Consider the following 13,020-nt stretch of genomic DNA (forward strand, 5'->3'; position numbering starts at 1 on the left):
CCACGGATCAAACTCCATATCCCATGACTCGCAATCGCCAACTCACCCCAACCATTACAACTGCCACCAACAAGACACCGTAGTCAAGAACGTTCATTTGTGAATGGATATAGGTATGACGACGACGGCTAGGACTGAACCCTTTCGACTCAAGCGCCATGGCCAGGAGTGTCGTTTGTCGAAGCGTATGACCAATGAGAGGAACAACCAACGGCGAATAACCGCGAATCTTATCAATGAGAGTGCCTGAGGAAAGGTCTAATCCGCGAGACCGTTGTGCTTGGACAATCATGCTACTCGAGCGAAGCAATGTCGGAACCCAGCGAAACGCAAGAGACAAGGCAAAACTCATTGAAGAAGGCAGGCCAAACCGCTGAAGACTGAGAGCGAAATCCTCAAGCTTTGTCGTCGAAAGCAATAAGATTCCACTCATAACCATAATATTCAGTCGTAAGCCCATACCGATCCCAAATGTCAAACCCTCTGCCGTTATCAGAATAGAAGACAAATGAAAGACAGGCGTAGAACCTTCAACGAAAAATGGCCAAATTACGGCACTGTACAAAAATAACAGTACGAGAAGAACCAAAATTTTTCGGATATTGGCGAATGCCTGGGCACTGGCCACTCCTAGTATGACCAGACTCCAGACAACCGCAAGATATAATGGGCTAGTATACAACAACGCGAGGGTAAATAGAGCCAAGACGGCAAGGACCTTGGTGCGGGCATCTAACCGATGAATCCAGGTATCATGATCGAGATAAAGAGAAATGTTCATGAGAGTCGAAGTGCCTCTTTTACTTCTTCAACAGTCAATAGCGTATGCCCCCAACGTTGACTAAACCTCGTCACAGCTGGAACTTCAAGGGCAGCGGCCTTCATCAGTGATGGATCAGAAAAAATTTCACGGGTCGGCGCATCAGCGAAGACCATTCCGTCATGCATCAACACACAACGAGTCGCATACTCAGCAACAAGTTGAATCGTGTGGGTAATCATGACAATCGTGTGCCCCTGCTCATGTAAGAGGCGAATCATCTTCATCATTCGATCAGTTTCTTTTGCATCAAGCCCCGTCGTCGGTTCATCGAAAATCAGGATATCTGGTTTCGCAGCAAGAATCGAAGCGACGGCCACCCGCTGTCGTTCACCTTTAGTTAAAGAAAATGGGTCTTCGAATCGGTAGTGTCTCACATCCAAACCGACGGCCATCAACGCATCCACAATCCGTCGCTCATATTCATCAATAGGGAATCCATAGTTTTTCATACTAAATCCCACTTCATCCCATACAGTTTCTGCGAAGATCTGATGATCGGGGTTTTGAAAGACATATCCAACCTTACGTGACAATTCACTCATTGAAGTGTTTTTCGTATCATGACTAGTCACGATAATATTACCGTCAGATGGAAGCAGGAGTCCGTTAACGAGTTTTCCTAACGTCGTTTTTCCCGACCCATTTTCGCCTAATATTGCGACAAAATCACCTTGCATGATTTCCAGTGATACATCGTTCAGCACTCGAACGCCTTGAGTATATTCAAAAGAAACACGATCAAAGCGAATCAGCGGCACAGACCCATTTCCTACTAAATATGCCCCATCGATACGTTCATCTTTTTTATTCTTGTCACCTTCTGGGACTAATGTGAGACCAAGTTCATCGGTCATGCGCCACGCCTCTTCGACGGTCACCGGTAATGTCGGGAGGTCGAAATCAACAAAACATTCTGCGAGTGGAGACGATGCAAGGCCAAATTTCGTTGTCAGACTGGGAGATCGAAATAATTCATGCGGAGTTCCTTCCCAACAAACTTGGCCGTGATCAAGAACATAGAGACGATCGGCCTGCAACACATCAAAAAACTCCTGCTCTGAAAGAACGATCGTGACACCTTGCTTTTTTAAAATGTCAAACAGGTCTTTGAGTTTTTGCCGTGCTTGTGGATCAAGATCAGTCATCGGTTGATCCAAGACCAACAAATTCGGATGACAAACCAACACGGAAGCCAGGACTAACCGTTGACGCTGCCCTCCTGACAACGTCAAAGGGTCACGAGAAGAGAAGTCTTCGAGACCAACTTGACGCAAAGCCGATTCAATCCGCTCTCTCAGTTCATTCAACGAAAGGGGTGGAATAACATACTCCAGAGAATGAATTATTTCTCGTTCGACATTCGTTGAAATTAATTGCGTATCAAAATCCTGAAAAACAAGTCCAACGTTAACGGCTATACTCGAAACTGACTGATGTGCCAGGACTTGTCCATCAATGGTAATGACTCCAGAAAATTGTCCAGGAATCAATGCCGGGATTAACCGATTCAGGCAATAACATAAGGTTGATTTCCCTGAACTTCGTTGTCCCATGATCGCAACCCACTCACCTTTTCGAACCTGCAACGAAAGACGATTCAACGCTAACTCCTCATGAGAACGATAGCGAAATGTGACATCTTCTACCTTGACCATCAATCCATCATCTTGAGTCGTCGTGGGTGATCCATTTAGATATTCCGAGTCTAATTGAGCGAATTTCGAGTCTTGCAACTCCATCTGCTCATCGTAGAAATCTTGATAATACAACCCCCACCGTTTCACACGGGGATACAGAAACACGAGCAACGGTGGTCCGAGCAACATTCCCATAACGACATTATTCAAAAAAATGGCGGGAGCAAGGACCATAAAAGGGAGCAACCCTAATAATTCAACGCCCCAAGCGATCGTCACTGCACACACGGCAGATGACACTATGCAAATCGTCATCAGTTCCACGCCTTGCTTCCATGATTTCAGATAAGGAGGGGTTCCCGATGAAAGCGGACCAAGATTTCCCCACATAACATACGGAATCCAGCCCAACAAAAAGTTTCCCAAAAACCCAAAGATACTGGCTGGACCTAATGTTCCAAAGCAATCGCCAATGAGATTGCCAATTCCGGCTCCCCAAGCAGCCGGGGGACCAAAGAGGAGAGAGGAAACGAGAGGAATCGCATTCGCAGGACGTAGCTCAACAAAACCTGGAATAATGGGTATACCAACTTTGAAAGGAATAAGAATGGCCGCGTAGATGGCGGCAATTTGAGCAGTTAACACAATCAGCGTCGTGTTTCGCCAGACAGATGTCAAGGAAGACATCCCATCACACGAAGGCCAACACGAGCGACCACGATTCATGATGGACCAAGTCGGTTAGGTAGGAATAAAGGTCGGGCTGAGCGTTATCATTCCCACCCTCACATTACGAACCATTTTGAACACATCGAAACCCGACATGAGCATAAGGGTAATTAGGACGGAACCAATTTCTGAAGGATCGACGAAGCAAGCAAGCCGCCGTTTGAGGACCTGCCCCCTTCACCACATAGTGATCCTCATCAAAAAACCTGGTTGAATAGCCAGGATACGTTGCATGAGGGGTAAACCCTTCAAAAGGGTGAAACAGCGTGGACGTCCATTCCCAGCCATTGCCAACGAGCTGAGCCACTCCAAAATCACTTTCTCCTGCAGGATGAGCGGTGACAGAAACGGGGTCCCAATGTTTCAAGCCAAAATTGCCATGAATGCCTTTGGGCCATTCGTTTCCCCATGGAAACAATCGTTCCTCTCCATTCATCGTGCCGTAAGCCGCTCGATGAAATTGCGCCTCAGTCGGGAGTTCCATCCCAGCCCACGTGGCATAGGCTTGTGCTTCACTTTGAGAAACATAAACTGGCCAATCATGGGGCAACGGACATTCCCCAAACATGGTCCGGAGAAACCACGCACCCCCGCGTTGGAACCAAAACGATGGAGGGGCTGCGCCTTCATGAACAAATTGAAGATACTGACCATTGGTGACCTTATATTTACTGATTAAAAATTCCGGGACAACGGTCTCATATCCATTAAACTCATTATCCCAACCAAATTTGTCAGACACATCACTCCCAAGGGTTGTGAATCCTTCGGGTATTTCAAGCATTTCGTGCACAGGAGGCGAGATCACAGGAGGCGTAGGTAAAGTCGGGGTATACTTAGCATTCTGAGCGAGGTGATGAAAAATAAATGCGGTAGTCTCAACATGCATCCATCGATGCTCAATGGCAATATGCAAAATATCGGTAGGGGCCTCATCAACACAGCGATCGATCTCTTCGCGTACTCGACGGTTATACTCCAATACTTCATCAAGCGATGGCCAGTCAGAAGGTTGATCAAGAGGCAACGTTCCTTGTTCTGGATCAATTCCAGCTTCAAACAATTGGTCAAACTCTTCATGAAACGAAGGCTTTCCCAGCGTCCATCGGCAAATTTGATTCCAATCAAAGGCCTCAACATGTCCCAGATAAAAAATCAGCCGATGACGTTCCGGAATTCCCCGTTCATAAAACGAGGTAGGATGAATGAGTGAAAACATCTCATCCATATATGAACGAACTTGATGTAACGCCTCAGGGAGTACAGCTGAAGAAATCATAAGCTCCTCCTTACACGCAGACAAAACATACACACGTATAGCTGTCAATAAAAAACCCCTCAAAAGGGGTCATACCAATTAGCTCAATATATTGCGGCACCTATCATGTAGATACCAACCCCATGAAGGTTAGCAAAGCTTATAGGAACGTGACAATATTTTAAATGGATATTCCTTCCGTCAACAGGTAATCTTCATATCACAAGACAATCTCTGGCAAGACAAGACCGTCCTTGGTATTCTTCTTCAGAAGCTCACAGTAAATGTTAGTATGAATTATCCGACAAATCGATAGACCTTTATCTGGGATACGTGGTTCTTTTGTCCAATGTCTCACCTTGCACTTGAAGCCTGCCATGTAACGAAACAGTTTCCGAATGGGGTTCACGCGTTACATGATATTAATTGGAACGTGCAGGTAGGAGAAACGATGGCACTCATTGGCGAAAGTGGGTCGGGAAAGACCACGCTTTTGCGGCTACTCAATCGACTAGACGAACCAACTTCCGGCGAAATTCGCATTCAAGACAAGAGCGCCAATCATGAAAACCCCATTGAACTGCGACGAAGGCTTGGCTATGTCCAACAAGATGGCGGGCTTCTCCCACATTGGACAGTCGAACAAAACGTCGGCCTCGTCCCGACACTTCTTGGGTGGTCTCCCCACCAATGTCACGCCCAAATCAAGACCATGCTTGAGCTTGTGAGCCTTGCTCCCGAAGAATACCTAGCACGCTATCCGGCAGAACTTTCCGGGGGTCAGCGACAACGGGTCGCCGTCGCAAGGGCATTAGCTGGCAACCCGGACATCGTTCTGTTAGATGAACCATTTGGTGCACTTGATGCCCTCACGCGGATCGACATACAAAATCAGTTTTTAGATCTCAAGCAACGTCTCAACAAAACCATGGTTCTTGTCACACATGATCTTCGTGAAGCCATTCGTCTCGGAGATCGAATCACGGTGTTAAGACAAGGACACATCATGCAGGTCGGGTCACCAAAAGAGCTCATGAATTGTCCAACGAATACATACGTCGAAAGCCTACTGCAACATGTTCTCGCCCCTTAAACTTGGAAACCCATGATGCTAGCACGCCTCGCGCTACATATCTATCCGTTACTGTTCATCCTCTCTCCAGTATGGCTGTACGCATCAAATCCGCAGACCCCAACACCTGAAAAACGTCTCGTGGTTGGGTCAAAAAATTTCATGGAAAATCGACTGCTTGCAGAAATAATGGCACAACTCATTGAGGCAAAAACCGATATCACCGTGACTCGTCGATTGGGACTTGCTGGCACCCAAGTCGCGTTTGAAGCACTCAAATCGGGATCTATTGATTTATACCCGGAATACACGGGAACAGGGTTGGTGAGCATCCTTGGTCAACCTCATATGAAAAGCCCACAAGATACACTCAACCATGTCCGTGCTGAATTCTTGTCACAATGGAATCTGGTTTGGATAAGTCCACTAGGATTTGAAAATTCGTATGCCTTAGCCGTTTCAAAAACCCGGGCAGAACAATTGAATCTCCACACGATTTCTGATCTGACAAAAATTGCCTCAACTCTGCGAGCAGGATTGGGCTATGAATTCGTCCAACGTCCTGATGGGATTCCTGGATTGCAACGAGAATATGGTCTTACCTTTAAAGAGATCGTGACCATGCAACAGACGATCAAATATCAAGCTATCGATACCGGCGAGGTGGATGTGCTTGATGTCTACACAACTGATGGACGACTTGCCGTCTATGATTTAACGGTTTTACAAGATGACCGTCATTTCTTTCCACCCTATGAAGCTGCCGTGTTAATTCGAGGCGAAACCCTGCAACAATTCCCTCAACTTGGAACAACCCTCGCTTCACTCACCAATTCTCTCGATACCCAATCGATGCAAACGCTCAACCTTCGGCTTCAAGAGAAAGGAGATTCCGTCAAACATGTCGCCCATGATGCGCTCGTATCCATCGGTCTCCTTCAAAAAGCCAAACAGACATCTTCTTCAGAAACTTCGACATCCACACATCTTTTCCCATATTTATGGGAACATAAACATGTTCTGGCATCTCACTTGGGAGAACATATCAGCCTCGCTGGACTGGCATTGGGCTTGGGAATTCTTCTCGCCGTTCCGCTCGGCCTCATACTGGAACGTCAACGAAACCTTGCAGAACCCCTAATCCGCCTGATTGGGATGACTCAAACGATTCCATCGATCGCACTATTAGCCTTTATGATTCCAATATTTGGGATAGGTGCTCTTCCAGCCATTATGGCCTTGTGGCTCTATTCATTATTTCCCATTCTTCGCAACACTTATTCGGGGCTGCGAGATACCGCTCCATCTGCGGTCGAAGCTGCGAAAGCACTCGGCATGACCGAATGGCAAATTCTTTCATGGGTTCGCCTCCCCCTCTCAGCACCAGTCATTATGGCGGGCATACGAACCTCTGCTGTCATCACTGTTGGCACCGCAACATTAGCGGCATTCATCGGTGCCGGCGGGTTAGGCGTTCCAATTGTGTCAGGACTTCAACTCGCCAATACGACGCTCATCTTGTCCGGAGCGTTACCTGCAGCTCTTCTGGCTTTGATTGTCGATGGAATACTCAGCATCGTTGAACGCTGGGTCAAACCAAAGGGAATTGTGGCAAGATAAATACGGTGAACGCTGGCTATGCTCGAAAAAAAAGAAGAGTTGCAACAATTTCCATTCCCTTTTATACTATGTCTATCCGGTCAATTATTCCTCGTCGGTGATTGTCCCTCTTGTCGACGTTTTCTTTATTTCCCGCAAATCACCATAGCCAAATGCGACAACAAAGGTCTTTAAGGAAAGTATGATAACTTTTGCAGTATACGTTCCATTGGCAACATCAACATGCTTTGCCGATCATCTCATGAACCAAAGCTTCTTACGCAACAACCTTCTCACGGATTCTTACCCTCGTTCCCTCAATTAACTCAATCGTCTCACATTCAACGACACACCCCCATGAGGAGGAAGTATGGACTGTACGACAGAATCACAGAATATCATTATTGATGTACATGTGAGCGATGAGACACCGACAAATGTTCAATTGGAATTACGAAAAGGTCTTGAGTCAACGCCTCGCAGATTGCCAACAAAATATCTCTATGACGATCGTGGCTCTGAATTGTTTGAGGCTATTTGCGAACTTCCCGAATATTATCAAACACGAACAGAACGACATCTCCTCAATCAATATGCCGATCAAATCATGAGTTTGACCAAAGCTGAAGAGTTAGTTGAGCTGGGGTCAGGCGCCGCCACGAAGACCCGAGTCTTACTTGATGCCATGGCCCAGGCTAATCAACTACGATTTTATGTCCCTTTTGACGTGAGTGAAGGAATTGTTCGACGCGTAGCTCAGGAACTCGTCAAAGAATATAAAGGTCTGCATGTCCATGGGGTTGTGGGAGATTTCTTGACTCACCTTGAACATATCCCTGACGGTGGCCGTAGACTTGTCGTTATTTTGGGTGGAACAATTGGGAATCTCGATTCTCAATCTGCGCTCAATTTTGTCTCATCCATTCATGCTGAAATGGCTTCAGGAGATTTTTTCTTGTTAGGAGTACAATTGGAAACAAGCATCAAGCGCATTGAAGCCGCCTATAATGATTCCACTGGCGTCACGGCTGCGTTCAATAAAAACATTTTGAACGTCATGCACGAAATGTTCGGAGCCACACTCAATCCTGACACCTTTGATCATGTGGCGCTCTACAATAAAACGGATCACCGAATAGAAATGCGGCTTCGATCAAAAGAATCACAATGCGTGGAGATTCCGGGTCTTGATTTTTCATTCGAACTAGAGAAGGGTGAAGACATCCTTACTGAAATCAGTACGAAATATGATCACCCTCGTGCAGAAAAGCTTCTCAAGCAATCCGGCTTTGACATGATCAAATGGTACTCCGACTCGGAAGAACTCATTGGACTCGCACTTGCCAGAAAACCGTAATCGACTTACGACCAGCCCCACCCCAAACACCTCTTCATCTTGACTCCATGAAGAGGCAAGACCCTTTTCAAGCACGAATCACAGAACTGAAGAGCCAGGATTATCGTGGGCCTTTCGTTCTAGTTCGGTTAGGATTTTATCAGCCCAAAGAATCGTTTCATTTCGCTTGTCACGAGCCTCTTGGATAAGGCGAAGGTTGCGAGCGGTCGTTTCGGCTTCCCACGTTTCACGCATGACCGCCAGTGCGGCATGGGCAGCCTCGGTAGCCTGTTGTTCTTGTTTTCCTAAGACAGCTAGTTCTAGACGAGTTGCATGGTCCCAATAATCAGGTATTCCTCCTGCCATACGTCGTTCGACTGCATAGGCAACAACGGGAAGTAATTGTTCACGACGAGGGTCAGGGGGATCCTTCAATTCCATCAACGTCACCGCATTGATTCCTGGGTACGCATCACGCCAGTCGGCTTCAAATCCTCTTAGGTATGCTTCAATTGCCTGATTCAGCAATCCATGTGCTTGAAAAGTCTCACCGGCATCATGTACCGCCTCCCATCGATCTTTATAGACTCGGCCTAAGATTCCATAAGTTTCACTACTGGCTCCTCGCACTCGAATAAGCTCTGTTAACACTTCTTCAGCTTCTTCGCTTTTTCCAAGTCGATTTAATGCAAACCCAAGCTGCTCTTGCACCATCACGGTGTTGACGAGAGGCGGCGCCATTTGGGACACCATATCAATCATCTCCTGCCAACCTTTCACCCCTCGATAGGAAAGGTACAGATCAATCACCACCCCAGAATCGCAGGATGCAATTGGTTGAAGCTCGCATGCAAGATTTTTTAATGTTTCAAGACCTTGCTGCCTCGCCTCACGCAGTCGTGCTTTCATCAATTTGGAATATTCCACACGATCGCGAAATACATCGGTCTTCGTATGACTCACCTCAGGAAATCCCTCAACCAGCTGATAAATGGGGCTATCACGCGTTGCCTGCTGCGCATCATGAAGACGGCGAGCCATGATGTTTCTAACACTCAGGATATTATCTGGTGTCCCTTGGGGCGTGAGTTGATAGGGGATAGCCCGCAGAGACACAACATCAAATGGCAACTGGCCTCCGCCCTCGGCAAAGATCGTGATCGTACTCCATTCTCGTACGGCATGACGAATGCCTAATTCGTAAAAAACATTGGCATTTGCTGTAGTCAAATCTGCAATGGCATATTCGCACAAAATCAGTCGTTCGAACATTGGCTTATGAATAATCCCTCCTGTCATTTCCTCATCTGCACGTAACGGTTCTAAGTCAGCCTCTTGAATCGCTGGACGGATCAGTTTTTGATACACTTCGTCAAAATCGATGAGTGTACCTGCGATATTGGGCTTCTTCCCAAATGGCATCAACACAAAACAGAGTGGACGGTTCATGCCTCTGTCCTTCCAAAAACATTCAACAAGCGATCTGCAGCCTCTTCATAACCTAAAACACTGGTCACTTTCATCGCTTGTTGCAACATGGAGTCAACTTCTCGTGGAGTTGGGGCAGGCTTCGCAGCTAATGCCGCCTCATAAGAACGAACGGCCTCATCAGCATCGCCAAGAAGCAATTGCGCTTCACCAAGAGTTGCATGCTGCCATTTGCTCTGTCTGGCTTCTTTGCAATGCTCAACCGCGTGTTTGGCAAAATTCTGGGCCGCCACAAAATTTTCATCAAATGCCAACGCCATAAACGCAAGATTGATCCCATGATAATAGGCTTGATCAGAGTTATTCCTTCGGACCGATAGTTCAAACCCTTTTTGATAGAGATCTTGCGCAGCTTTAGCATCTTGAGCTTGTCGTTCAAGTAACCAACGGCGCTTTAACCGACCCGCGAGAACGCCCATGGCATCGGTATCGTCAGGATGCCGTCCTTGTAATGCAGCCAACGCCTCGGCATGACGACCAACGCTTTCATATGCCAAAGCCAATTCAACGACTCCTCGCTCATCAAGGCCTTCCTTCTTAGGCTCAAGCTGCGAGATAGCCTCCTGAAACTGCCTGTTTTCGATTGCCCGCTGAGCCGCGTCTGCGATCCCGATCGTATTCGCGCCTCCAGTTAACCCGTTTAACACAACCTGCACACTCAGACTCCTTGCCGTCTCTGGCTTCACGATACTTAAATGATCACCTGGAACAACGCAACAACGATGATCTAAAAACCCAATCTGCGACGAATGTCTCGGAACAAACTCGTCTTGATCTCCGGCCGTCACCCAGTATTGAAAAGGCGTCTGCTCATTGGCAAATTTCTCATCCCACCGTTCACGCAAGTCAAGAATAAACGGACTACCCTCCGCCATATCGTCAATTTGCCTCTTCCAAAACTGAAAAAATAACGCTTTCTTTAACCCTTGACTTGGCGTACCAAAGAAAAATACATGACCAACCTGCTTCGCAAAATCGGGATTGTCAACCAACGCATGTTGAACCACTAACCCACCCATACTGTGTGCAACCAATGCGAGTCGTTGATAGGATTTAAATTGCACTTTGGCGTAGGTCGTTAAATTTTTGGCAATCGTGTCAATTGAGGGATTCGCTTTCCAAATTCCCACCAGATCAAATCCTAAACCGCTTGGATACCCTAAGCTATAAAGATCCCAATTGTGCAGACGAGAATCTTGCAAAAGAAAGTCGGGAAACTGCCCCCAGGTCTTTGTCGGTTCTCCACCAAATCCATGCACGAAGATCAAGGCAACATCGTTCGACGCGTTTTGATGAGTCACAAGAGTTTCAGACATGATCAAACATTCCTTTCTTCGCGAATCGGCCGGCAGCAATATGACACATCTAACATCAGCCTAGCCGTCAGGTTATAAGAATTCAAGAAAAATCTTTTCCTTGAATGAGTCATGAAGAAGATGGCAAGGTAGAGTCTGTCTAGTATTGGAATTTCACCTCATGGCTTATCTTAATTACGCTGGCTCCTGTCCTATCCTCCCTGAAGCTGAACAGGAAGTCGAGCGCACGCTCACAGAATATAAAGACTTTTTATATTCTGAAAAAGGCATTCAATGGTATCGCACCAAAGTTCTGCAATGTCGTGAAACCGTCGCAGCGTTACTCCACGTCTCCAATCCATCTTCTATTGCGTTCGTCCCCAACGCCTCCACGGCAAATTACTTGCTTATCTCTTCGATAGATTGGAAACGAGGAGATATAATTTTGAGTTCAACCCATGAAAATCCTTCTATTCGCAACGAACTACTTACGCTCAAACACCGAGACGTTGAAACACAGTTTTTGCCAACGACTGCTTCGCCACAAGAATTTCTGACATCTATTCACCATGCGTTACATGAGCCCAGAGTGAGGGCGATCATTTTGAGTCATGTATCCCATGTAGATGGACGGATTTTCCCAATTGCGGGAATTTCGGCTCTTGCAAAAGAACGCGATACACTCTTGATTGTTGACGGCGCTCAGGCCGTCGGACATATTGCCGTGAATTTCGACCATCTGAATTGTGATGCGTACTTTTTTTCAGGCTATAAATGGTGTCGCGGACCTTTGGGAACAGGAGGCCTGGTCTTCTCCAAGCATTATCTGGAATATGCACCCTCTGTTCTTTCAACATCTACAACTTCAACACAACATCCTGCCTCTCGATTTGAAATTGGCACGCATAATATCGGTCTCATTGCAGGGCTCGCCAAAGCATGCGAGAACATCAATCAAGGGGGGCTCAACACGCAAGGATTGAAGACCATACGGGAAATTGCGAAACAACAACTAGGAGAGATGCAAGAAATACAGGTGAGAGAATGGGATGGCCCCCATGCCCCAGGGATACTGACCTTTGAATCGCAGCATCACAACGCAATCATGGAGGTTTTTCAAAAAGATAACATTGTGGTGAAGCCATTCACGGACTATCCAGAGGGTGAAACGCCTGCCATAAGAATGTCCTGGTTGAAGGAAGCCGATGCCAATAATGTCACGAACATATTCAATAAAATCAACAAACAACTTCCTGTGTAGCATTCTTACCGATAGGCCAGCCACCTCACCCTTCGTCTTGAATGATCGCTTCAAACAGACTGTTGACTGGTCTAACGACAGCCTTGGGGTACAACACCCATTTCACCAAATGAAACGTCCAATAACCTGAATGACCGCGTTCTCCCAATCGCGGAGCGAACAAGTTCCACTCTGCAATACGTGCTGAGGTGACTTTGGACTGCTCAAGAAACCATTGGCGAACCCCATCATCTGTCGACCCAGATTCTTGAACGGCATTTAGAAAATTTTTCTTTCGCAAGTGAAAATGACGTAAAAAATGTCCGTCTAAACCCACTGGGCTACAAAATGCTATTCGATAGAAAAGGGGCAACGTTCCAGAATTCCACAAACGACCCTTATCGATAAATCGTGGCAACCAGCAGCAACCAGCAAGTTGGTCGGTGGGCTTACGCATTTGTCATCTCACGAATAGAAAAAGCTGCCTGCGAACACTATGAGTCGATGAGCAAGAGTCCAAACCCATGCTGTCGAACAATCAAA

At 46.7% G+C, this 13,020-nt stretch carries 10 protein-coding genes; 4 read left to right on the forward strand and 6 right to left on the reverse strand.

What is annotated here, in order from left to right:
• Window positions 1–7: 7 nt before the first annotated feature.
• From ACWQXP_RS13845 to ACWQXP_RS13855, 3 genes are all read right to left on the reverse strand, one after another.
• Window positions 8–781, reverse strand: a complete 774-nt coding sequence (locus ACWQXP_RS13845; RefSeq protein ID WP_454063462.1) for an energy-coupling factor transporter transmembrane component T family protein — start codon at window positions 779–781, stop codon at window positions 8–10.
• Window positions 778–3,138, reverse strand: coding sequence for an energy-coupling factor transporter ATPase (locus tag ACWQXP_RS13850; protein ID WP_454063463.1), 2,361 nt, complete (start codon window positions 3,136–3,138; stop codon window positions 778–780). Before ACWQXP_RS13850 ends, ACWQXP_RS13845 begins: the two co-directional genes overlap by 4 nt.
• A 112-nt stretch (window positions 3,139–3,250) precedes the next feature.
• The gene (locus tag ACWQXP_RS13855) at window positions 3,251–4,468 is read right to left on the reverse strand and encodes an SUMF1/EgtB/PvdO family nonheme iron enzyme (RefSeq protein WP_454063464.1); all 1,218 of its coding nucleotides are present in this window, start codon (window positions 4,466–4,468) and stop codon (window positions 3,251–3,253) included.
• A 328-nt stretch (window positions 4,469–4,796) separates the two neighbouring features.
• Between ACWQXP_RS13855 and ACWQXP_RS13860 the strand changes: the two genes are divergently transcribed.
• From ACWQXP_RS13860 to egtD, 3 genes are all read left to right on the forward strand, one after another.
• Window positions 4,797–5,540, forward strand: coding sequence for an ATP-binding cassette domain-containing protein (locus ACWQXP_RS13860; RefSeq protein WP_454063465.1), 744 nt, complete (start codon window positions 4,797–4,799; stop codon window positions 5,538–5,540).
• A gap of 12 nt (window positions 5,541–5,552) precedes the next feature.
• Entirely contained in the window at window positions 5,553–7,139 is a 1,587-nt protein-coding gene (locus tag ACWQXP_RS13865; RefSeq protein ID WP_454063466.1) for a glycine betaine ABC transporter substrate-binding protein, read from the forward strand.
• A gap of 349 nt (window positions 7,140–7,488) precedes the next feature.
• On the forward strand, window positions 7,489–8,475 hold the full coding sequence (egtD, locus tag ACWQXP_RS13870; protein ID WP_454063467.1) for an L-histidine N(alpha)-methyltransferase: 987 nt from the start codon (window positions 7,489–7,491) through the stop codon (window positions 8,473–8,475).
• A 78-nt stretch (window positions 8,476–8,553) separates the two neighbouring features.
• On the opposite strand, the gene ACWQXP_RS13875 is transcribed toward egtD, so the two are convergent.
• Together ACWQXP_RS13875 and ACWQXP_RS13880 are read right to left on the reverse strand one after the other, a co-directional pair.
• Window positions 8,554–9,903: a TRAFs-binding domain-containing protein gene (locus ACWQXP_RS13875; protein WP_454063468.1), complete on the reverse strand. Its 1,350-nt coding sequence runs from the start codon at window positions 9,901–9,903 to the stop codon at window positions 8,554–8,556.
• Complete coding sequence (locus tag ACWQXP_RS13880; RefSeq protein ID WP_454063469.1) at window positions 9,900–11,258, reverse strand: alpha/beta fold hydrolase; 1,359 nt, start codon at window positions 11,256–11,258, stop codon at window positions 9,900–9,902. Before ACWQXP_RS13880 ends, ACWQXP_RS13875 begins: the two co-directional genes overlap by 4 nt.
• Window positions 11,259–11,418: 160 nt before the next feature.
• On the opposite strand from ACWQXP_RS13880, the gene ACWQXP_RS13885 reads away from it, so the two are divergent.
• Complete coding sequence (locus tag ACWQXP_RS13885) at window positions 11,419–12,498, forward strand: aminotransferase class V-fold PLP-dependent enzyme (RefSeq protein ID WP_454063470.1); 1,080 nt, start codon at window positions 11,419–11,421, stop codon at window positions 12,496–12,498.
• Between the two features lie 25 nt (window positions 12,499–12,523).
• Here the strand turns inward: ACWQXP_RS13885 and ACWQXP_RS13890 are convergent, their stop codons facing one another.
• Entirely contained in the window at window positions 12,524–12,934 is a 411-nt protein-coding gene (locus ACWQXP_RS13890; RefSeq protein WP_454063471.1) for a DUF5069 domain-containing protein, read from the reverse strand.
• Between the last annotated feature and the right edge of the window lie 86 nt (window positions 12,935–13,020).

The organism is Candidatus Nitrospira salsa (assembly GCF_965152625.1).

What these genes read in the sequence shown, in the direction of transcription:
- egtD (WP_454063467.1), top strand. Translation starts at nt 7,489, where the DNA reads ATGGACTGTACGACAGAATCACAGAATATCATTATTGATGTACATGTG.
- ACWQXP_RS13855 (WP_454063464.1), bottom strand. Translation starts at nt 4,468, where the DNA reads ATGATTTCTTCAGCTGTACTCCCTGAGGCGTTACATCAAGTTCGTTCA.
- ACWQXP_RS13880 (WP_454063469.1), bottom strand. Translation starts at nt 11,258, where the DNA reads ATGTCTGAAACTCTTGTGACTCATCAAAACGCGTCGAACGATGTTGCC.
- ACWQXP_RS13845 (WP_454063462.1), bottom strand. Translation starts at nt 781, where the DNA reads ATGAACATTTCTCTTTATCTCGATCATGATACCTGGATTCATCGGTTA.
- ACWQXP_RS13890 (WP_454063471.1), bottom strand. Translation starts at nt 12,934, where the DNA reads ATGCGTAAGCCCACCGACCAACTTGCTGGTTGCTGCTGGTTGCCACGA.
- ACWQXP_RS13875 (WP_454063468.1), bottom strand. Translation starts at nt 9,903, where the DNA reads ATGAACCGTCCACTCTGTTTTGTGTTGATGCCATTTGGGAAGAAGCCC.
- ACWQXP_RS13885 (WP_454063470.1), top strand. Translation starts at nt 11,419, where the DNA reads ATGGCTTATCTTAATTACGCTGGCTCCTGTCCTATCCTCCCTGAAGCT.
- ACWQXP_RS13860 (WP_454063465.1), top strand. Translation starts at nt 4,797, where the DNA reads ATGTCTCACCTTGCACTTGAAGCCTGCCATGTAACGAAACAGTTTCCG.
- ACWQXP_RS13865 (WP_454063466.1), top strand. Translation starts at nt 5,553, where the DNA reads ATGATGCTAGCACGCCTCGCGCTACATATCTATCCGTTACTGTTCATC.